This is a genomic window from Paenibacillus sp. FSL H3-0310 (assembly GCF_038002785.1).
Taxonomy (GTDB): domain Bacteria; phylum Bacillota; class Bacilli; order Paenibacillales; family Paenibacillaceae; genus Paenibacillus_AQ; species Paenibacillus_AQ odorifer.
This window is the reverse complement of sequence record NZ_JBBODC010000002.1, coordinates 261,759-283,401: the sequence shown is the minus strand read 5'-3', so window position 1 is coordinate 283,401 and position 21,643 is coordinate 261,759. Positions and strand designations below refer to the sequence as shown.

General features: G+C 41.9%; 17 protein-coding genes and 1 pseudogene. 16 read left to right on the top strand and 2 right to left on the bottom strand.

Annotated elements, in window-relative coordinates; genetic code table 11:
• Window positions 1-371: 371 nt before the first annotated feature.
• Window positions 372-2,465 (top strand): AIPR family protein, encoded by a 2,094-nt coding sequence (locus MHH63_RS20725; RefSeq protein WP_076306664.1) that lies wholly within the window; start codon window positions 372-374, stop codon window positions 2,463-2,465.
• A 524-nt stretch (window positions 2,466-2,989) separates the two neighbouring features.
• On the opposite strand, the gene MHH63_RS20720 is transcribed toward MHH63_RS20725, so the two are convergent.
• Window positions 2,990-4,780 (bottom strand): flavocytochrome c, encoded by a 1,791-nt coding sequence (locus MHH63_RS20720; RefSeq protein WP_340033937.1) that lies wholly within the window; start codon window positions 4,778-4,780, stop codon window positions 2,990-2,992.
• A gap of 272 nt (window positions 4,781-5,052) precedes the next feature.
• Here MHH63_RS20720 and MHH63_RS20715 point away from each other — a divergent pair, with 272 nt between their 5' ends.
• The 5 genes and pseudogenes from MHH63_RS20715 (at window position 5,053) to scfB (ending at window position 9,886) form a co-directional block, all read left to right on the top strand.
• Window positions 5,053-6,639, top strand: coding sequence for a histidine kinase (locus MHH63_RS20715; protein ID WP_341172070.1), 1,587 nt, complete (start codon window positions 5,053-5,055; stop codon window positions 6,637-6,639).
• Window positions 6,614-7,396: a response regulator transcription factor gene (locus tag MHH63_RS20710; RefSeq protein WP_339281660.1), complete on the top strand. Its 783-nt coding sequence runs from the start codon at window positions 6,614-6,616 to the stop codon at window positions 7,394-7,396. The genes MHH63_RS20715 and MHH63_RS20710 overlap by 26 nt, the downstream gene beginning before the upstream one ends.
• Before the next feature lie 55 nt (window positions 7,397-7,451).
• Window positions 7,452-7,825 (top strand): annotated as a pseudogene (locus tag MHH63_RS20705) (SF0329 family protein); the annotation flags it as partial.
• 394 nt (window positions 7,826-8,219) lie between these two features.
• Complete coding sequence (gene scfA / locus MHH63_RS20700) at window positions 8,220-8,369, top strand: six-cysteine ranthipeptide SCIFF (protein ID WP_076098734.1); 150 nt, start codon at window positions 8,220-8,222, stop codon at window positions 8,367-8,369.
• 122 nt (window positions 8,370-8,491) lie between these two features.
• Entirely contained in the window at window positions 8,492-9,886 is a 1,395-nt protein-coding gene (scfB, locus tag MHH63_RS20695; protein ID WP_341172069.1) for a thioether cross-link-forming SCIFF peptide maturase, read from the top strand.
• A 453-nt stretch (window positions 9,887-10,339) separates the two neighbouring features.
• On the opposite strand, the gene MHH63_RS20690 is transcribed toward scfB, so the two are convergent.
• Window positions 10,340-10,585 carry a helix-turn-helix domain-containing protein gene (locus tag MHH63_RS20690; protein ID WP_341172068.1) on the bottom strand — a complete coding sequence of 82 codons (246 nt, stop codon included), beginning with the start codon at window positions 10,583-10,585 and terminating at the stop codon, window positions 10,340-10,342.
• 151 nt (window positions 10,586-10,736) lie between these two features.
• Between MHH63_RS20690 and MHH63_RS20685 the strand changes: the two genes are divergently transcribed.
• The 10 genes from MHH63_RS20685 to MHH63_RS20640 all read left to right on the top strand — a co-directional run bounded on the left by MHH63_RS20685 (window position 10,737) and on the right by MHH63_RS20640 (window position 21,516).
• Entirely contained in the window at window positions 10,737-11,234 is a 498-nt protein-coding gene (locus tag MHH63_RS20685; RefSeq protein ID WP_341172067.1) for a hypothetical protein, read from the top strand.
• 248 nt (window positions 11,235-11,482) lie between these two features.
• On the top strand, window positions 11,483-12,172 hold the full coding sequence (locus MHH63_RS20680) for a nuclease-related domain-containing protein (RefSeq protein WP_341172066.1): 690 nt from the start codon (window positions 11,483-11,485) through the stop codon (window positions 12,170-12,172).
• Entirely contained in the window at window positions 12,169-13,191 is a 1,023-nt protein-coding gene (locus MHH63_RS20675) for a restriction endonuclease (protein WP_076098730.1), read from the top strand. Before MHH63_RS20680 ends, MHH63_RS20675 begins: the two co-directional genes overlap by 4 nt.
• A 69-nt stretch (window positions 13,192-13,260) precedes the next feature.
• Window positions 13,261-13,410 carry a hypothetical protein gene (locus MHH63_RS20670; protein WP_176462595.1) on the top strand — a complete coding sequence of 50 codons (150 nt, stop codon included), beginning with the start codon at window positions 13,261-13,263 and terminating at the stop codon, window positions 13,408-13,410.
• A 181-nt stretch (window positions 13,411-13,591) separates the two neighbouring features.
• On the top strand, window positions 13,592-13,699 hold the full coding sequence (locus tag MHH63_RS20665) for an NERD domain-containing protein (protein WP_081382388.1): 108 nt from the start codon (window positions 13,592-13,594) through the stop codon (window positions 13,697-13,699).
• Window positions 13,700-13,809: 110 nt separating this feature from the next.
• Window positions 13,810-16,050, top strand: coding sequence for an MrcB family domain-containing protein (locus MHH63_RS20660; protein ID WP_341172065.1), 2,241 nt, complete (start codon window positions 13,810-13,812; stop codon window positions 16,048-16,050).
• Window positions 16,022-18,436, top strand: coding sequence for a restriction endonuclease-like protein (locus MHH63_RS20655; RefSeq protein ID WP_341172064.1), 2,415 nt, complete (start codon window positions 16,022-16,024; stop codon window positions 18,434-18,436). Before MHH63_RS20660 ends, MHH63_RS20655 begins: the two co-directional genes overlap by 29 nt.
• 263 nt (window positions 18,437-18,699) lie before the next feature.
• Entirely contained in the window at window positions 18,700-19,509 is an 810-nt protein-coding gene (locus MHH63_RS20650; RefSeq protein ID WP_248549468.1) for an ABC transporter ATP-binding protein, read from the top strand.
• Between the two features lie 74 nt (window positions 19,510-19,583).
• Window positions 19,584-20,354, top strand: coding sequence for an ABC transporter permease (locus tag MHH63_RS20645; protein WP_248549469.1), 771 nt, complete (start codon window positions 19,584-19,586; stop codon window positions 20,352-20,354).
• A 154-nt stretch (window positions 20,355-20,508) separates the two neighbouring features.
• On the top strand, window positions 20,509-21,516 hold the full coding sequence (locus MHH63_RS20640; RefSeq protein ID WP_341172063.1) for an ABC transporter substrate-binding protein: 1,008 nt from the start codon (window positions 20,509-20,511) through the stop codon (window positions 21,514-21,516).
• Window positions 21,517-21,643: the final 127 nt, after the last annotated feature.

Below are 21,643 nucleotides of genomic sequence, written 5' to 3'. Positions count from 1 at the left end.
GGATTTAGATGGAAGTTACTTTTTATGTAGACCTATAATGTATGGAAATTGAAATGAATTGATCATAAAGAATACTATTAAATAATAGTCCATTGAACCAAATTGGTCCCAACATCTGTTATAATATGGAGTATAATGTCGATTTTTAGAAGGGGATTGATATAAACTAAATTTTGCGAATCAACAACAAAATAAATCGGAGTATGTGGGAATTCACGTTCCGTAATATTTATATACTTTATACTCGTTTTAACAAATATGTTATTTTAATTATACTTCGCAACGTTGATTGTGATTTACTCATGGCCAATATAAGTAGTAGCTTATTAGTGGGTTTTTTATAAAAATTTTATAATGATAGGGGTAAAGAAGTGGAATTAATAACAAAAAAGTACTTTCAGTCGTTCCTTTCGGATATGGAGATTATGGGAGGGGAAAATGATAGAAACTTCGAGAAATTTGTAAACTATTCTATTTTATTTCCTAAAAATATTGTTGGCTTTGATATTGCTTCGGTTTCAACTGGAGACGGAGGAGATTGTGCGATAGATGGTTTAGCAATTGTACTAAATAATAAATATGTCTCTAATTTGACTCAACTTCAAGATATATTGAGAACAGGTATGGAATTTACAGTTGAATTTTATTTTATTCAAGCAAAAACATCTGATAAATTTGATGGTAAAGAGATGCTGCAATTTGGACATGGAGTTCTGGACGTATTTAATAGTAGCAGTAATAGCACTACTATTTCAAAAGTGAAGAACATTAAAATAAAAGAGAAATGTAAGATGATCGAGTTATTAATGAAACATTATGATTTATTTAAGGATGCCCCGGTATGCTATTTGTATTATGTTACAACTGGTTTATGGACAGATGATACCAATCTTCTTGTAGATGTAAAAAAAGTGAGAGAAGATTTAATAAAATTGGAAATATTTGAAGAAAACATTGAGTTTTATACATACGGATCAAAAGAACTTCGTAAGCAATATAAATTAACAAAAGAACAAAATAGTGCAACTTTTGATTTAGAGAAGAAAATTGATTTGCCATACATGGAAGGAGTTGAAGAATCTTTTTTAGCAATATTACCAATTAAAGAATACTTGAATATTATTGTTGATGAACAAGGTAAAATTAAAAAAGGTATTTTTGAATTGAATGTTCGAGATTTCAATGGAATAGAGAAAAACAGAGTTAATCAAGATATTATAAATACAATTCAATCTAAACAGAGCATTTATTTTGGGCTATTAAACAATGGAGTAACTATCGTTGGGAAATCATCAAGTAAAATAAAAGGAAAATATACGATAAAAAACTTTTATATAGTAAATGGTTGTCAAACATCTAATATATTACATCAAAGTATTGATGATATTGATGAAAATATGTGGGTAAGTTTAAAAATAGTTATTACTGAAAGAGAAGATATTATTAAAAATATAGTTAAAGCTACGAATAATCAAACTGAGGTTCAAGAGATTCAACTACTTTCTATGACAGAGTATCAAGAGCTTTTAGAACAATACTACAATAGTTTTGAGGAATTCAAACTTTATTATGAGAGAAGATCAGGACAATATAATTCTAATAATAACATTGATAAATCACGCATTGTTACACCTGAAATGCAAATAAGAGCGTTTGCTTCAGTTATATTAGATTACCCTCATATTGCTAGTAGATATTATGGTAACTTGTTAGAAGATATAGGATTGGATGATATATCAAGAGGCATATTTGTCACTGGACAATTACCTATTCTTTATTATACTTCTTCGCTATTACTCGTGAATGTTGATAATGCTTTTAATAATGACTTAATAGACAATAAGTATTTTAAATTCAAATACCATTTGCTTTTCGTAATTTCTAAACTTGTTTGGAAAGAGATAAAAAGACCGCAATTAAATTCTAAAAAAATCGAAGAATACTGTTATCTGTTAATAAATCAATTAACAGATAGAGCTTCATTTAATAAACTCTTAAATGAAGCTAAGTTAATTATTGATAAAGTGATTGGAAATTTAGATGATTTAGAAGCAAATAGATCGTCAAGCATTGTTAATTCCCTATTAATGTACGTAGAACTAGGAATTACACATTCAGGAATAAAGGGGATGACTTCATTTATTGATACTATGGAGAATATTTATTTATGTCCTTTTTATAGTATGAAAATTGATGGGGATCTAAGATTTAATTTTCATGATAGATTAGAGGAATTAATCGCGAAAGTTAAAGCCTATAAGATGAAGAGTGTAGCAGATATTTTAGAGAGTTATTACTCTAAAGTTGATTATGATTCAAGAGAAAGCAGAAGAATAAATGCTGCAGAAATTTATTCGTATATAGGTGGATTCTGTAAAGTTTATAGAACAAAAATTGATTTATCTAGAAAATATACAAGTAATAAGGCTGAAAACAAACAAGTTTCAGTTGTAGTTGCTGACTGAAAAATTAGGGATCTGAACTTTGCAAATTAACCCAAGATCATAGTTAAAAACAACAGTCTGACAGACTGAAAGTTCGGTTATCAGGCTGTTGTGGTTAGGGCACATCGTAATAAGGTTTGTTCATACTGTGCACTCCACACATGTGGAGTCGGTTGCGTTGTTGGTGAGGGATATAACAGTGATTCAGCCCCCTTTACTTACTTGAGTTTTCCAGTGTCTAGGAAATTTGAAGGAACCCTTGTCAAGTAGACACTAAATAATTGCTATAGTTTTAGTGATAGTACCAGAAAAGAAATGGGCAATTTTAATTCCACTAACGGAGAACGACAAAAGAGCCGCGAGTTAGACGAGCGTAGCCCCTAGGCTCCACCATAAAAAACCGCCCTGTCAGCAACATTGCGAACAGGGCGGTTTGCTATGTCATAGAGGGCAGCTTGAAAGTTAGAGTCAACCTGCACATTACGAACTATCTTGCACGTTTTTAAGGCTAACTTATTAATAGAGCAGTTACACAAAAAATAAGATTACTCTGCTACAACTTGTTTGCCTGCAATCCGGCCGAATGTGAAGATATCAGCGATGGCATTACCGCCAAGACGGTTTGTACCATGAATGACCCCTGTTACTTCACCTGCAGCGAACAACCCAGGGATGACTTCGCCTTTTTCATTCAATACGCGAGTCTTCTCGTCGATCACCAAGCCGCCCATTGTATGGTGAACGGAGGGTACAGCTTTTTCGATGTAGTAAGGGCCTTTTTCAAGAGATTTCAATCCACCGCGATGTTTGAAATCAAGGTCTTTACCTGTTTTCGCATAATCATTTACTTTATTAATCGTTTCTTTCAAAGTGTTCACGTCAATTTTAAAGAAATCAGCGGCCTCTTCAATCGTATCGGCTTTAAAGAGCAAGCCTTGTTTAACGAGTTGATCGTATTCGTCTTGATGAACTTCTATCGTTTTACCGATATCCTCAATGCCTTGATTCCATAATTGATACGTATATCCACCCGTTTGGGCAAGAATTGCTTTAGAAATAACGTCACGACGTTCTAATTCCTCAACGAAGCGCTTGCCTTCTTGGTTAATCAGGATCGCACCATCGAAGCGGGAGTCTGCAACCAGGGAAATAACACCTGTCTCAGGATTACAGATTGGATACGTTTGAATACTCTCCATGTTTGTCAGTTTGGCGCCAATCGTTTCTGCCATAACGATACCGTCACCTGTAGATCCTGGTGTATCGGTAGTCATATATTTTTCATCCATTGTAGGGTTATACTTCTTACGCATCTCTACATTGGATCCAAAACCACCGGTAGTGATGATGACGCCTTTGTTCGCATGGAATGTGATCTTGTCGCCAGTACCCGAAGTCGCAGTTACACCTGTTACTTTGCCGCTTTCGTCCTTCAGCAAGGTTTCGGCTTTCATATTCGTTTTGATCGTGATTTGATCAGCGTCTGTTTTGGCTTTTAACTTAGTAATCAATTCAACACCTGTATGACCTACAGGAATCAACGCACGTTTTCTGGAATGGCCACCAAATTGGAACAGATGATCAGGTAAGAACTCTACCTTGATATCATCGCGCAGCCATTCGGCAGATGCTAGAGCATTGTCGGCAAGAATACGAACCATCTTTGGATCCCCGAGGTTGTCTCCGCCTTTCATCGTATCATTATAGAACAAGTCAGCCGTGTCATCTGTGATGCCAAGAGCACGTTCAACCCAGTTGTCAGGCGCATTCATCTCACCACCGGAGATCAATGTGTTGCCGCCAACAGCTGGCATTTTCTCGAGCAGAACTACATTAGCTCCAGCGCTCTTCGCTTCGATAGCCGCACTAAAGCCAGCACCCCCGGCACCGATGACGACAACATCATAGGTTTGCTCGACTTCTTCTTTGTCTTTGCTTCCACTGACTGCAGCGCCAGCGACAAGGGTAAGTCCAGACTTCGTAATTGCATCTTGAATGGCTTCGAGATATCCTTTGCTTGTAACTGTAGATCCGCTAATGGCATCAACTTTTGCGCTGTTAGTTGCCATGACCTCTTGCTTGAGCTGCGTATAAACAGGTTCTGCAAGTACTTCATTTTCCTTATGCTCTGTCACTTTAATGTCAGTGATCTTGTTATCTAATAAGGAGACTTGTACTTTAATATCGCCGTGTTTACCTTGCCCAACTCCTTCAAAGACTTGAACTCCGTTTGCATCTGCAGCGGGCTCTGCATCTTTACTGCCGCAAGCAGCAAGCGTGAACATAAGACTGAGGACTAGTAGAATAGATAACAGCTTTTTCGTGTGAGTTCGCATAATATCTCCTTCATTCTGTTGTGGATTGGTTACATACACTAGGGAGAGGAAGATTTGCTAGGCAAATCCTTTATCTCTAGCCTAGACATGAATGTTATTTCATGTGAAAATATGCACAATACCTATTATAGATTTAGTACAGCATTATGTATTTGCACAGATTAGTGTTTTTTTGTCTTTTTCGGGCATGTAAGAAACGGATATTGTGAAGGGCTATGATTACAATGAAATCAATTCACTTAAAAATTACGTTAATCGCAGGAGGCTGCTTCTTGCTGCTGTTCGTTGCATTGCTTGTAACAATATATTTGGAGATGAACCATACGGTTGTCCCTTTGAATAAGAACTTAACGCAGCAAGTGGTTACTGCACGCAGCGACCAGATTGATTATTGGTTTAATCAGCGCATTGGAGAGATAGACATGCTTGCTTCTCTAGCTTCGGACCATCAGTGGACACGAGATGAATTGCTGCAAGAGTTCGATAAGTTCGAGGCGAAGAAGAAAGTAGAGTACGAATCCATACGCGTGGTGGATATTCACGGAAATTCCTGGTCAGCAAGGGACAAGCCTTTTTCGATACTAAACCGACCCTACTATCGAAAACTGCTGAATTCAGATTCCAATTATGTGGTAAGCAATCCGATCGTATCCAAAGCGAATGCAGCCGAAATCGTCGTCATTCTTTATCGCGTGAATCCATCGGTGAATGATGAGGTAGCTTATATTGCCGCAGCCGTCTCCGTCAAGAAGATGAGGGAGATTGCTCAAGATGTAATGCTATATGACCAGTCAGGCCAGCTTATCGTCGATTGCAGAGAGCTGGGTGAAGAAGATGGAGCGGAGGATACAGCAGATAAGAAGAACATGAGTGTATTTGAGGCTCCAATTCAAAATGTGGAAGGCTGGAAGTTAGTACTCAAAGTACCGAATTCAAGTCTATCGTTAGCGGTGATCAAAACCCAGCGGACTGCATTGCTGGTAGGCGTTCTTATCGGTAGTGCGTTTATCGTCTTTCTGGTGCTGCTTGCTTCTTCCATTATTCGTCCAATTCAGTCGCTTCGCCAGGTAATGGAAAATGTGCAGAACGGCAACCAAACCATACGAGCAGATGTTACGCGCTCGGATGAGATCGGCGATCTTGGACGAAGCTTCAATGACATGCTTGTTCAATTATACGCTGTGGAGCAGGACCGAAAGGAGATGGAACTCAGACTGATTCATGAGCAGATCAAGCCGCACTTTTTATACAACACATTGGATACGATCCAGTGGATGGCAACGGAACATGGAGCAGACAATGTGGTGGAGATGGTGGAAGCGCTTAGCGCGTATTTCCGATTAGGGCTTGGCACAGGCAGTCCATACATTCTGCTTGATCAGGAGTTGTACCATGTCGAGAGTTATCTTCATATTCAAGGTGTGCGATATGAGGAGATTCTGGACTACGAGCTTCGATATGATGAAAAGCTTGCTCAGTGCCAAGTCGTTCGCTTCATGCTGCAGCCTTTGGTGGAAAATGCGATTTATCACGGGATTAAGCCACTTGGGGATCAAAAGTGCAAAATTTCGATTACAGCATATAAACAGGCCGATTACTTGGTCATTAAGGTTGAAAATAATGGGGTTATGATTCCGGAAGAGAAGCTTGAGCAGATAAATCAAGCCCTTCTTGATGATACATATGATCGTTCTGCCACAGGCTTTGGGCTATACAGTGTAAACCATCGCATTCGACTAGCTTACGGAGTGCCATATGGCCTTGCAGTGAAGAGCGAAACTGGCATTACCGTTATGGTCATTCGAATACCTTTGGACGGGGAGTGGAATGAAGATGTGGAAGATTGTCATCGTCGATGATGAAACGATCATTCGCAAAGGCTTGCGACAATACATTGAGGAGAGTCCGTATCTTTTTGAGGTTGCAGGAGAAGCGAAAAGTGCAAACGAAGCATTGAATATGGTGGAGGAAGCCCCACCACATGTATGTCTTGTGGACATCAACATGCCGAATATGAATGGGCTCGATCTGATGAATATATTGCGCGAACGCTGCCCGTCGGTTCTGGTTGTCATCATCAGCGGGTACGATAACTTTGAATATGCTCGTCAAGCCGTGCAACTGCAAGCATTCGATTATGTATTGAAACCTGTGCCGAAGAGTGATCTGAACAAGCTGCTTCATCGGATCGATGAGCATCTTCAGGTAAAATATCCTTTGCATTCACATGAAGGCAGGGTGGATAAGGAGCCGGAGCTTCCCGGGTATACAGGGGATGGAACAGTGCTTATCCAAAAAGTGACCGAGTATATTGACAGTCATTATCAGGATCCGGAGCTGTCTATTACTCGAGTAGCAGCACTATTTCATATCAACCAAACCTATCTTAGTAAGCGTATGAAGCAAGAAATCGGTGCTTCATTCCTTGACTATGTCACCGAGCTTCGGATATCGAAGGCGAAGGAGATTCTGGATGACGTAATGCCGAATATCAAAATCGGGGATCTGGCCGTGAAGGTAGGGTATAAGAGCCAGTACTATTTTAGTCGTGTGTTCAAAAATAGAGTCGGCTCAAGCCCCTTAGAGTACAAAAAGCATCCGTTCGGTTATGGATAGGAGGGCTATTCTCGTCCCTCTGCAGCACGCCATAGATGCTATGCTCGGTTCAGATCTTCAAATTCCTATCAACCATGAAGAAATTGAAGCGGTTAGAAAAGATAGTAAGGGGATCATCCCGGAGGATCGGCTAATAGTCATTGCAAGAAGCAGAAAATATCAGAACTTGCAAAGGAGCTTTTGTCAGCTCAGACATCATTAAGTAAATCGAACTTTATTGTTATAGCTACTAAGTATTTATCTATTTCCATAGAGAAGAGCTTAGAAAGCGACGATATCTTATAGAATATTCTAGCCTTAGTGGACAGACGAGTTGGGAAAAAGCGGATATTAAACATGAGCGAGAAGATGAGGTTAAAGCATCCAATTGTGCAATATTTTTATGAACTAAGCCGTCAAGAGCAGATAAACTGTCCGGAAGTGTCTTAGGACTCCTCATATAAGTTTGTTCACATTGTCCACCCACGCATGTGGAGAGTGTCGCTCTACTGGTAAGGAAGGATACAGTGCTATGAGATTCTTATATTTATTGGATTTTACGGACACAAGTATGAGGAAAAATCGTTATTGAAGAGATGGCATCATTGCCGTCTCTTTTTTGTTTCACTTTTTTTAGCATTGCTCTGACTCTGGTTCCCGCTACCCCATCCTAGGATCACAAGCATGAACGACTGCACGAAAATTAACGTTGATGCTTATGTTTAAGCCCTCTCTACTCTGTTAGGTGACGGGCATCATAGACGTACTTACGTGAGGTTGCTACGATGTTCCATGGAAATTAAGTGAAAGTGATCACAAGAAATTACAGAAGGAGTCATTTATCGTGAAAAGAATCGTAACCCTAAGCACCCGCAAACTGATGGATACCGCAAAACACGGCGGATGCGGCGCATGCCAGACCTCTTGCCAGTCCGCTTGTAAAACTTCCTGCGGCGTTGCAAACCAGAAGTGTGAAAATGCAATGAACAGATAGGATCTGGAATTTTACCGCCCATTACTCTGCTGATGGGCGGCTATTTTTAAGAAACGGATGCTAACTCTAAAGGAAGGCAAAGCCGTTTCTACTTGTGTGTAAAAGGAGCTTGATTAGCAAGTATGATTCATCAATATAAACTAAACGGATACAATATCGTGCTCGATACCTACAGTGGCTCGGTGCATGTTGTTGATGACCTAGCATATGAAATTATAGCGGATTATGAGAAAACTTCTGTCGAACAAATCGTGACATTGATGTTGGATAAATATAAGCATGATTCAAATATCTCTGAGAGCGACATTCGAGAAACCATCGTGGATATCGAGGCACTTATAAATGATGGACAGCTTTTTACAAAAGATGAGTATGAGAACCTCTCGCTTGATTTAAAAAAACGGAAAACTTATGTTAAGGCACTCTGCCTCAATGTTGCGCATACCTGTAATTTGTCATGCGATTATTGCTTCGCTAGCCAAGGGAAATACAACGGAGATAGGGCAATCATGAGCTATGAGGTTGGACAAAAAGCTATCGATTACCTGCTTGAAAATTCGGGTCATCATCGTAATCTTGACATCGACTTTTTCGGCGGGGAACCGCTCTTGGCTTGGAAAGTGGTTAAACAGATCGTAGCTTATGCAAGAAGCAAAGAACAAGAATACAAAAAGAAGTTCCGCTTCACCTTCACGACGAACGGGATGCTGCTGAACGATGAGGTCACCGAGTTTTTAAATCAGGAAATGTACAATGTCGTATTAAGCCTGGATGGAAGAAAAGAGGTTCATGACCGGCTTCGCCAAACGGTTAACGGAAAAGGCAGCTATGATCATATTCTTCCGAAGTTCCAGGAATTCGTTCGTAAGCGCGGAGACCAAGAGTACTATGTACGAGGAACTTACACTCGTAACAATGTCGATTTCACCAACGATATATTTCATATCGCAGACCTTGGTTTTGACAAAATTTCGATGGAACCGGTCATCTGTGATCCAAAGGAGCCCTATGCACTTACCGAGGAGGACCTGCCGGAGATATACAACCAGTACGAAATTCTCGCGAAGGAAATGATCGGTCGCGGTGAACAAGGCAAGGGTTTTACCTTTTATCACTACATGCTAGACCTCTCGGAAGGACCTTGCATCCAGAAGAGAATCACTGGCTGTGGGTCAGGAACCGAATATCTTGCCGTCACCCCTTGGGGAGAGCTTTTTCCTTGCCACCAGTTCGTAGGGGATGAAGAGTATAGCATGGGGAACCTCTGGGATGGCATCACAAAACCTGAGCTGCAATGTCAATTCCAAGAGAGCAACTGCTACTCGAAGCCGGAATGCAAGGACTGCTGGGCAAAACTCTACTGCAGCGGCGGTTGTCCCGCCAATGCGCTGCACGCGACGGGTTCCCTGGTCGGAACCTATGACTTCAGCTGTGACGTCTTCCGCAAGAGGGTCGAATGTTCCATGATGGTGAAGGTGGATGAATCCATTAGAGCGATGGAAGGGCAATCTAGCTAGTTAACGTAACGGATGAAAAAACTCTAACCGAGAAATAGACACTTTAATGAAGTGCCTTTCTCGGTTTTTTTGTGCGGAGAAGAAGGACTGTAAGACAAGAGAGACGATCAGTTTTTGCAAATTGCAGATTACTGATCGTCTTTTAATCTGAATCTATGGAATAAATTCCGTGCGATAGGTTGGTATATCGTTGTTATAGCTATGTATTATTTGATGTCTACATACATAGCACGATGAATGTTACCTGAAAGCGGACCGAAGGATAAAAAGCTGAGGGTCAGATACTGCCTCAGTCCTCCATTTTATTGGACGTCGTAGGTACGTGCCTAAGTCTGAATAATAAACCCCCTCAGGGGATTCTGCATAAAAAATTTGCGGATTTATGTAGTATCTATTTAAATGAAAATAACGATCGCTTCCAAAAATAGAGAGTTATCTCCCGCTATCACTTCACTAACCCTCCCCCAACAACTCCCCAACAGAAACCTCCAGTGCCTTAGCTATAGCAACCACCTCATAATCCTGCACAAGCCTATATTGACCCTCCAATCGCGATAAACTGGTTGGGCTGATGTCTAAGCCGAAGGTTTGCAACCTGGCAAGGAAATCCTTTTGCTTCATTCGCTTAGCTTTTCGAATAGCTATAACTCGGGTCCCGATGATGTTTTTGTCACCTGGGGGCTCTTTTCGATGTCTCATTTCCGTGTCACCTCACAATTCAACCAAATTGTATGCGAGGTAAAGGTTGTTTTAATGCGAATATCGAATTAAAATAAAATAAACCGATAAACGCATTAAAGTCTCTGCACATCGTCTACAGACATAGCTTTTCCAGGAAGGTGGGGGTGCAATGCAACATCTGAAGCACAAATATGAGGAGGAAAAGCGAAAGCTGAATGTACTCGGACAGAAATCACTGGAGCAGGGAATTCCGTTAAGCAGCAATGAAGCGGTTCAGGCTCAGAGTCGTAAGGTTGACGAACTCATTAATCGGATGTACCAAGAAAAAAACGGACATGCAGTGTCATTTCGTTTGAGTTTCTATCTTGGAGGGGATATGTTGAGCTTTCCTGCATGGTTTTTACAGACGATTCAAGGTCGATTGGATGAGGTGACCGCACAGATTGAACATCAATCCGAGCCTAGGGATGTTTTTGAAGAAGAGCGCAAAGCTTTTCAAGCGTTGTTTGACTCCATGGACATTGCAGGTATACCAGAGTTTGAGTACTGGGAGGATAAGCTTCAATTGAAGCAAGCCGTTCTTTATGAACGTCTATATCTTCAAGGACTAAAGGATGGCATGCAGCTTGCAAATGCCCTTACTGCCCCTTCAGTTCTCTCGGACTAAGACATGCCCTGTGGGTAGCGGAGTAGCACATAGGTATCGGAACCAAAGGGGATATATGTATATCTTATCTTCAGACTGCCAATGCGACAGTCTTTTTTATTGCGTATATATTTGGAATTTTTGTTTTTTTTAGATGCTGTTCATCCAAAAGAGGGCAGACCTCCATTCATGATTTGAATAAAGGGATATCTTCCCATATTGTCGAATAACCATACATATTGTAAATCTATATCAGACGAGGTTTTGCTATGCTTAAAGCGGTAAAGTCCTTCTTTAAAAAATCCGAAACTAAGCCACCACAGGCAGTGCGTAAGACACAAACTCCCAAGTCGAAACCGAAAGTTGTTTCCACACGAATTGGAGAGTTAGGTGAGCATAAAATCAATATCCAACTTGACCAGCTACCTAAGGAGTGTAAATCGTTAAGCGATCTAATGCTCCCTAATCCCAAGTCTCGAACAGGTTACACCCAGATGGACCATATCGTTATTTCCCCGTATTGCTTATTTGTCATTGAGACAAAAAACTACAATGGGGAAATTAAAGGTGGGCGAACGGATCAACAATGGTCAGTGAGCAACCGTTACAAGATGTATAATCCGCTGAAGCAAAACTATGGACATATAAAGGCCATTGAGAACCTGATACAAGGTATAGCTGCAGTGAAATTTATCTCTATGATTTCATTCACTATGAGATGTCGGTTCAGTATTGATCCGGATCTTCGGAAAATCCACTCGGACGAACTGGTTGTCTATGATGTGGAACTAAGTGAGTTTATCTCTAGGAAGCTGATTAGTTTAAAAACGGGAACCCCTGAACCTCCTATTTCTGCGGCGCAGGTCCAAACCATATATGATCGTTTGGCTCAGGCTAATGTTACCGATTCCGAGATTCGCAAACTTCATGTACAGAGAATAAAGGGAGGTCCACTATGAAAAGTATGTGGCTTGTTCGAGCAGGAGAAAGGGCATATCTTATTAATGAATTTAAAGATAAGCAAGCTGTAGCGATTGGTTGGGCTCCATTGGGAGATATCGGTGGGGTAAATACACTTCAAGAGATGAAGAGGCTTTTGAAGGTACGGTATCCTGGATATAAAGAGGGTAAGATCAATATTACTGCTGGTCAGATTTTTCGTTTTGTAAGTGAATTTAAAATAGACGACCAAGTAATCACATATAATCCTGAAGAGCGACTCTATTACATAGGAAGAATCAAGTCGAATTATGAATTTAAGCCAAATTATATTACGGATAAGCCTCATATTCGCAGAATAGATTGGGAGGGGACTGTATCTAGAGATGTTTTGACGGCAAGCGCCCGGAATACTCTTGGTTCCATAATGACTATTATATCTATCCCGAATGATGTTCAGAAGGAATTGCTCAAACAAATGGTAATCGGACAGACCGATGGTAATCAACCAAGTCAACCCATAGAGTCTGTGCAAGCTGAGACGGAGGAAGAAGCCGAAGAATTAGAGCTAATTAAGGAAGACGTCATTGAGAAGTCCAATGAATTTATCAAAGATAAGATTGCTAAGTTAGACTGGGAGCAAATGCAGGAACTTGTTGCGGGCATCCTTAGAGGAATGGGCTACAAGACACGAATATCACCCAAAGGGCCGGACCGGGGAAGAGATATATTTGCATCCCCAGATGGTCTAGGGCTTGAAGAACCCAGAATTATAGTGGAAGTAAAGCACCGTTCAGGCAGTATGGGATCTAATCAAATACGTAGTTTTACCGGAGGATTAAGAGTAGGAGATCGGGGGATTTATGTATCTAGTGGTGGATTCACAAAGGAAGCAAAATATGAAGCGGAAAGATCGAATATTCCTTTATCGTTAATAGACTTGGATCTGCTCGCGGAGTTAGTAACACAATACTATGATCAATTTGATTCAGAGACACGGACATTAATACCGTTAAGAAAAATATATTGGCCGTTATAAATTTGAATGTTTTTCTATATAGACATTCTTTTGAAGAAGAGCAAGGCCTTCCAAGCGTTATTTGTCTCCATGGATATTGCACGTAAGCCAGAGTTTGAAAATTGGGAGGATAAAGTTTCTTTAAAGCAATCTGTTGTTTATGAACTTTTATATCTACAGGGGCTTAAGGATGGCATGCAGCTTGCTAATGCATTTGCTCCTTCTGTTCTCTCGGATTAAGACGGAATTACAAGGTATACGTTAACTATATGTTGGGGCTGTCCATGCGACAGTCCTTTTTCTTATATGAATGATTGGAAGGAATACATTCCCATATTGTCGAATTACCAAATATATTGTAAATCCAGATGACTCCGTATTGCTTATTTGTCATTGAAAGACGAAAAACTACAATGGAGAAATTAAAGGTAAGCGGACGGATCAACAATGGTTAGTAGGTAACCGTTACAAGATGTATAATCCACTAAAGCAAAACTATGGCTATATTAAGGCCTCAATTACAGGTTGAATCGATCTATGACCAACTGAGCCAAGCAAATATTACAGACTCAAAGATTCGTAAACTTCATGTAAAAAAATATGACTACTAGAAATCGTTAACTAGTCTTGGAGGTCAACATGCCATTACCGGAGTCAATCACGCAGATTTTCAAGCGTAAGCAAAAATCATACAAAATGGTCCTCATTCTATCCTTAATCGAAGAGCTGAGAGCAACCAATCTGGAGCGTGTTTCGTTCGATCATGTTAAGGATCGGTTTCTTGATTACTTTATAGCTGAACAGCAAAGAGGAAACCGGGTGGATCAGCCTCCAGGACGGGAGCTATGGAAGGATGCACCTAAAAGTCAGCTTAAAGATATTATTAACAGTCCAGTTAATGCGCTCTCGCATATTTTGTTTGTGAACTCGGAGGATAACACCATAGGTTTTCATAGCCAAATTCAAAGACAGCTAGGGGAAGAGGAGCTATTGCAATTAGAGAGAATAGCTAATGACGAACTCCAGTCTTATAATACCGCTTTGCAGCATTTCTCTTTGCAAGGTTATCTGGAGAAGATCATGGCGGAGTACACTTCTGCCAAAAAAGAAACCTTTGCAAGTCATGCACTAGGTACGTTATTTCGTCAGACGCTTCCTTCTGAGCTCAAAGCGTTACCATTCTTAGATGATCAATATAAAATTCAAGGTTCTGTTGGTCAAGGGAATTGGGCAACAGTTCCTTGGCTTGCAATACTGGATAAGCGGATCACGGAAACGACTCAGCGTGGGGAGTATGTTGTGTATCTGTTTGCTGAGGATATGAGTGCTGTCTATCTTACTTTTAATCAAGGAGTGACGGCGCCTATCCAAGATAAAGGGCGCAGAGAAGGCTATGCTTATCTTCGAAACCGAACACAAGAGATTCGAGAGCTCCTTTCTCTTGCACATATGAATAAGGATGATAATATTCACCTAGTAGATAGCGGTCTAGGTCAAGATTATCAGGTGTCTACTGTGGCTTACATCAAGTATGAAAGAGGAGCCGTTCCGAATGACGAGCAACTAATCCAAGATCTCGAGAATGTGATGGAAGATTACCGTCTATATATGGACACTGTGACTTCTACAGGTAATGTAGCTGATAATGAGGAAGTGGAAGTAGTGACACAAGAAGCGGAGCCCTTACAGGATGAACAAGTAACAGGTATCCTCCACCAAATCCAATCCCACATCCGTCGCAAAGGTTTCTTCTTCCCTGAGCACCTTATCGAGAATTTTTACCTCTCGCTAAAGACTAAGCCTTTTGTCATTCTGGCAGGCATATCCGGAACAGGGAAGACTCGGTTGGTGAAGCTGTTTGCAGAAGCTCTTGGTGCAACGGGGAATAACGGACAGTTTACCTTGATCCCAGTGCGGCCGGATTGGAGTGATCCTGCGGATCTGCTGGGGTACAAGGATCTTTCGGGCAGGTTCAAACCGGGTCCGCTTACGGAAGTATTAGTAGAGGCGCGGAAGCCGGAGAATGGACATAAGCCATATTTTATCTGTATGGATGAGATGAATCTGGCGCGGGTAGAGCATTACTTCAGTGACCTGTTAAGTGTGCTGGAAACGCAGGACTGGCGGGAGGGGAAGATCCAGACTCAGGATCTCATATCTTCTACCATGCTGGATACGTCTGAGGATCAAGTGAAGTTTGGCAGCCTAGGTGTCCCGGAGAATGTGTTCTTGATCGGGACTGTGAACATGGACGAAACGACACATCCTTTTAGCAAAAAGGTACTGGACCGAGCTAACACACTGGAGTTCAATTACATCAATCTGCAGCAGTATCCGGACATGAGTGAGCAGGAAGAGACGGAAGATCCCGCTGATCTTGCCGAACTGAACCATCTTTTTCTGCGCTCCGATTATTTGCAGCTAGTGGATGCCTATGATGCCAACAAAGAGCTAGTTGTCCGGACGACAGAGAGATTGGTTAAGATCAATGCTTTGCTTGAGGATGTCCATGCTCATGTAGGTTTCCGGGTACGCGATGCGATTTGCTTCTATATGATCTATAACGAACGGTACAAGCTGATGAGTGAGGAAGAAGCTTTTGACTGGCAACTGCTGCAAAAGATACTGCCGCGCATTCAAGGGAGCCATTCTTCGGTTCGCCGGGTATTGTTGAACTTGATGAAAGGGGCTCTTGGTACAGGATCTGGTGTGACGGTAAATATTGAAGATCTTATGGACAATGATGCTTCTCCACTCTACCTGAGATGGGCTGCTGGACAAACTCCCCCTACAGCCAAACATCCACAAAGTGCGCGTAAATTGGCTTTTATGCTTAGGAGGCTGGAGGAAGATGGATTCACCTCATACTGGCTCTCTTAATCAGGCGGTAGAATTGCTCCGTGTAGAAACGGAGCTTTTTACGCTTTTTCTGCAAGGAAGGCCATATCATCCTACTGTGGAGACCTTGCAGCTTCATCGTTCTTCTAGTCAGGAGTGGGTAAATGCTCAGTTTGGGATTATATGCTCCGAACGGCTTGGTAATGTTCAGATTAAAGTGTTTTCTCCTGAAGCTCACGGAATGGTGGACTGGCAGCCGGGGGAGTCTGTTTTTCCTTGTTTTTATGAGACACAGTCGTATGAGCTGGTGATCCAGAGGAAGACCGCTGCTAACCTCTCTTTTTATCATGAAAATGTGCTGCTTCGGCAGGCAATTAAGCCCCTAGGTGAGTCTATTCTTGCGGGTGTGCTGAACTTTGGGAATGAGGTCGGTTTGACGGAATGGGAGATCCGCAGTTCGGGACAGGCTTTGCTGCGGGTAGAGATGGAGATCTTCCCCTCTAAAATGGATTACAAGCTGGATTACCAGAATATTTTAAATGAAGTGAATGAGCATATTTATAACTTGGCTTTTGATTTTTTGCGCAAAACCTACCAACTAACAGGCTTGCGGGAGACGCAGCATCAGAGCCTGACGGAGTTTTTCACCATACTTCAGCATGTGTTTAGACAGCTCTTGGATGCCGTTGAGCGGATTAACAAGAATCCCAATTACGCTCTGCTTCAGGACTGCCGACTAGTGGATGCCAATCGGGTCAAAAAGGCAGGAAGAGAGAACATCCGCGAGCTCGCGAAGCATCCCGAACGATTAAGAGAAGACATGAACCATGGATTCTTGACCATCGGCAGCCGAAATTACACAGCCACACATTTAATGGAGACACGAAGACGCCTCGCCTATGATACTAATGAAAACCGGTTCATCCGCTGGATGCTGGAAAGCATTCATGGAAAGCTGAAAGAGCTCAAGGGTCGCTGGAAGATTAAAAACCGAACCCCAGATCCATTACTTATAAAAAGGTTAGACAACATGCTCACTCAACTAGAGCGGGTGCTCAAGATGGATTTTTTGCGTGAGGCTGGAGTACTGAGGCAGATGTCCGTTACACTGGTGCTGCAGATGGCCCCTGGATACCGCGAGGTCTATCGCTGTTATCTCATGCTGCTCAAAGGCTTGTCGATCCAAGGTGATCTGCTGCGCCTGTCTATGAAGGATGTCGCGCAGCTCTATGAATACTGGTGCTTCCTCAAGTTGAATCAGCTTCTGGGTCAGAAGTATAAACTGGTGAAGCAGGATATTATTAAGGTGAATCGAAATGGTATTTTTGTTACCCTTGACCGCTCGCAGAGCGCTAAGATGGTGTACGAGAATCCAGTTAACGGAGAGCAGTTCATCCTGTATTATAATGCGATTCCTAGCTCGGATAAGGCACCGACGCTCAATCAGCGTCCGGATAATGTGCTGACACTGAAGAAGAAGGATGCTGGCAAAATCAAAGAGTATAAGTATGTTTTTGATGCGAAATATCGGTTAAATCCGGCTTATGAAGGGACTTCCTATCACCGCACTTATAGGCAGCCTGGTCCTGAAGAGGATGACATCAACACCATGCACCGTTATCGGGATGCCATTGTGTATCAGGAGAAGGGATCGGGAGAATATGAGCGAAGCATGTTTGGCGCCTATGTGTTATTCCCCTACCCGGATGAGGAGCGGTATAAGACCCACCGATTCTACAAAAGCATCGAGCTATTGAATATTGGCGCTTTGCCATTCCTACCGAATTCTACAAGCCTAGTGGAGCGATTCTTGGATGAGATTATTCAGGATAGTCCGGAAAAAGCTTACGAGCGTTCCACCCGTCCACGCGGCACGAAAGAATACTATACCAACCAACTCGCGGGCAAAAATGTGCTTGTTGGTTCTGTCCGGGGACCCGAACAAGTGGAGGTGGCGCTGCGGAAAGCTTTTTATCATATGCCGTTAAGGAATCTTGCAAACCAGAAGATCCTAACGCAAATTGAATACGTAGCGATGTGCCAATCCCGTAAAAAGTTCATTGATCCTGCAAAAACGGGGATTCACTGGGTAGGGAAAGTAGCGGATTGGAAGGTGCTGCGGCGTAATGAGATTAAAGAGGTTCCTTGTCGCCCGGGTACTGAAGAAGATCTGTATGTACGATTTACGGTTGAGGAATGGAAAGCAATTACGTCTCCTATCATGCTAGGTGGTCAAAGAATACAAACGGTGCTCTATACGAGTAAATATATTCTGGATCGTGCCTTGGAAATCGCGGAGCTTCGCTTAGAAACGGAGGGAGATCTTCGTGAATGGCGTGAGAAACGCCGAAGGGGCAGAGTGAAGGTGAAGTTGGATCATGAGCAGTATGTGGACTTGGGGAAGGTTGTTGAAGTTCGGAATATTTAAGGTTAGTGAACATGAAGTAAGGTTTGTCTAATGAATTCCATAATTATGAATTTATTGTTGACAACCCCAGCGGATTAAAATATAGTAATCCCATCAGATTAATACAAATTATTGATGTTTAAATTTTAGTGATTGTGAGTACGAAACGGAATATGCTGACTGGTTCAACCAGAGGCTCAGGGGACAAACGCTAGTCGTTGTCATCTGAGCCTTTTTGGCGAACGGTCACTTTGCCGTAATAATAACTAACAGAGGTGAAGTCAATGGCTGCTGCTGAAAAAATTAGATTTGAGAGTGTCACCAAAACGTTCAGTGTCCGAGATTCTAAGCAAAAGGAGGGGACGCAGCAATTCACAGCGGTAAAAGAGTTGGACTTTTCCGTAAGAAAAGGTGAATTCATAACGATAGTGGGGCCAAGCGGGTGCGGTAAGTCAACTTTGCTTGATTTGATTAGTGGTTTATCATCCCCCACACAGGGTCGCATTTTAATAGATGGTCACACAATAACAGGTCCAGGGCTTGATCGAGGTATTGTGTTTCAGCAGTATGCTTTATTTCCGTGGAAGACCGCGCGTGGCAATATTGAATTTGGGTTGGAAGCAAAGGGGATCCCGAAGCATGAACGTAGCGAACAGGTTGGACATTTTCTTTCGTTAGTTGGGCTTAGTGATTTCGGAGACCGTTATCCACATGAGCTTTCCGGAGGGATGAAGCAGCGTGTAGCCATTGCCAGAAGTCTTGCCTTTAACCCGGACGTCTTGTTAATGGATGAGCCTTTTGCCGCACTGGACGCCCAAACACGTGAATCCCTGCAAAGTGAGCTTTTACGGATTTGGCAGAAGACCCAAAAAACCATCATATTTATTACGCATGGCATTGATGAGGCCGTTTATCTTGGGGAGCGGGTAGTCGTCCTGACACCAGGGCCCGGGACGGTGAGGAAGATTGTAGATATTCCGCTTCAATCACGATTGGAAGATGCGGATATTCGCTCACATCCTGATTTTGTGAAGGCTCGACATGAGGTATGGGGTTATTTGCATGAACCTGAATACAAAGGTGCATATATTTAATCGATAAAGGGGGGATTCCCATCGAATCCGTTAAGTCTGTTCATTCAACATTACAGCTTAAGAAACGAAATCCTATTTCTTTTTCCGGCGTGCTTAAGGTGTTCAAACAGTCCATTGTCTTAGTCTTATTGTTCTTACTATGGGAAGTCGCACCACGGACGGGCTTAGTTGATGCAGCATTTTTCCCGCCTATTTCTGAGGTAATCACTGCTTTGTGGAATTTGATTGTCTCAGGTGAGCTTTTCACTCATTTCTTAGCAAGTATCATTCGTTCGTTCAGTGGATTTGCATTAGCTTTATTGATTGCGATCCCGTTAGGATTACTGATTGGCTGGTATCCATTGGCCCGAGAGCTGTTAAATCCAGTGTTGGAATTGTTCCGAAATACGGCTGCGCTCGCTTTACTTCCGGTATTTATGCTGCTGTTAGGGATTGGTGAAACCTCTAAGATTACAATCGTCCTATTTGCTTGCACATGGCCTATTCTTCTAAACACGATTGCTGCTGTAGGTAACGTCGATCCCTTACTTATTAAAGCGGCTAAATCCATGAATATTAAGTCGTTCAAATTATTTCTGAAGGTGATTTTGCCGGCATCCGTGCCAACTATTTTTACAGGGATTCGAATGGCAGGAACAGGGGCGATATTAGTATTGATTGCTGCAGAGATGGTAGGGGCAAAAGAAGGCTTAGGCTATTTAATCACTTATTCTCAATATAACTTTCAGATCCCTCAAATGTACGCCGGTATATTAACCATTGCTTTGTTGGGTTTGCTAATCAACCAAGGCTTGACCATGCTCGAGCGTAAATTTTCTAAATGGAAGCAACCGGTGAATGAATAGAATGGGGATTATGAAGTGATATTTTTTATGAATAATACCAACTAAACAAATTGAATTAATTGTACTTAAAACAATCTAAAAAGGAAGAGTGGCGGAGGGAAGTTTGGAACTGTAGCTCAGAAAAATAGAATTCATTTGGAAAAGGAGAAGTGAGATGAACAAAACAGTAGCAATGCTTATACTTGTAGGCTTGGTTAGTGGTATTTTATCTGGCTGCTCAGAGGGGAAGTCCTCCGCCAAAAGTGGAGAAGATCAGATCCTGCAATATCAGTCTGCACCTGGAAGTGTGTCTTTCCCAGAGCTGGCCGCCGATTTAGGTTACCTAGGAGATTTGAAGTTAGAGTCTATAGGTGACAGCGTGGGTGGTCCGGAAAGTATTCAATTAACCGCGACGAAACAAATTGACTTTGGTGCAGCATTCAATGGAGCCATTATTAAATCCTACGCCAAGAATGTAAAAATAAAGTCCGTCATTGGCTCCTACGGCAGTGATAAAAATACGTATGTAGGTGCATATGCCCTCGAGGGGGGAGCTATAAAGTCGGCTAAAGATTTTATTGGTAAAAAAGTAGGGGTGAATATTCTCGGTGCCCATTCGGAATTCGTCATTAAAGATTATTTACGCCAAGGCAACTTGACCGAAAAGGAAATTGAACAAGTAACCTTAGTGACAGTTCCAAGTTCTAGTGCAGAACAGATTCTGCGAAATCATCAGATCGATGTGGTTATGTTAAGCGGGATTGCCCGGGATCGGGCTTTAACAACAGGTGGGGTCGCAGAAATTTTTAAGGATATTGATGTGTTTGGCACAGAGTTTACTGCGGGTGATTATTTCTTTACAGATCAGTATATCAAGGAGAATCCGAATACCGTCAGGCAATTTGTAGATGGAGTTGCAAAAGCCATTGAATGGGCCCGAACGACACCTAGGGAGGAAGTAATTAAACGATTCGAGGAAATTATTAATAAGCGTGAACGAAAGGAAACCATAGATAATCTTAAGTTTTGGAAGAGTACGGGTATCTCTGAAAAAGGCGGCGTGATTACACCCTCGGAATACGATGTCTGGATTGATTGGCTTGTGGCAAATGGGGAGCTAAAAGAAGGCCAAGTGAAACCGGAAGAGTTATATACGAACGAATTTAATCCATTTGCTAAATAATTTTTTATATAAGTTGACTCTACAACAATCTAAAAAGGGAGAGTGGCAGAGGGGAAGTTTGGAACTGTAGGAGCGTGAGCATCCGCCTTTGTGTACGGATTTCCTTAATAGAAAATCAAACAATAGG

Excerpts from the sequence above, each read along its gene's own strand:
- MHH63_RS20720 (WP_340033937.1), bottom strand. The coding sequence starts at position 4,780 with ATGCGAACTCACACGAAAAAGCTGTTATCTATTCTACTAGTCCTCAGT.
- MHH63_RS20710 (WP_339281660.1), top strand. The coding sequence starts at position 6,614 with ATGTGGAAGATTGTCATCGTCGATGATGAAACGATCATTCGCAAAGGC.
- scfB (WP_341172069.1), top strand. The coding sequence starts at position 8,492 with ATGATTCATCAATATAAACTAAACGGATACAATATCGTGCTCGATACC.
- MHH63_RS20690 (WP_341172068.1), bottom strand. The coding sequence starts at position 10,585 with ATGAGACATCGAAAAGAGCCCCCAGGTGACAAAAACATCATCGGGACC.
- MHH63_RS20685 (WP_341172067.1), top strand. The coding sequence starts at position 10,737 with ATGCAACATCTGAAGCACAAATATGAGGAGGAAAAGCGAAAGCTGAAT.
- MHH63_RS20680 (WP_341172066.1), top strand. The coding sequence starts at position 11,483 with ATGCTTAAAGCGGTAAAGTCCTTCTTTAAAAAATCCGAAACTAAGCCA.
- MHH63_RS20675 (WP_076098730.1), top strand. The coding sequence starts at position 12,169 with ATGAAAAGTATGTGGCTTGTTCGAGCAGGAGAAAGGGCATATCTTATT.
- MHH63_RS20670 (WP_176462595.1), top strand. The coding sequence starts at position 13,261 with ATGGATATTGCACGTAAGCCAGAGTTTGAAAATTGGGAGGATAAAGTT.
- MHH63_RS20660 (WP_341172065.1), top strand. The coding sequence starts at position 13,810 with ATGCCATTACCGGAGTCAATCACGCAGATTTTCAAGCGTAAGCAAAAA.
- MHH63_RS20655 (WP_341172064.1), top strand. The coding sequence starts at position 16,022 with ATGGATTCACCTCATACTGGCTCTCTTAATCAGGCGGTAGAATTGCTC.
- MHH63_RS20650 (WP_248549468.1), top strand. The coding sequence starts at position 18,700 with ATGGCTGCTGCTGAAAAAATTAGATTTGAGAGTGTCACCAAAACGTTC.
- MHH63_RS20640 (WP_341172063.1), top strand. The coding sequence starts at position 20,509 with ATGAACAAAACAGTAGCAATGCTTATACTTGTAGGCTTGGTTAGTGGT.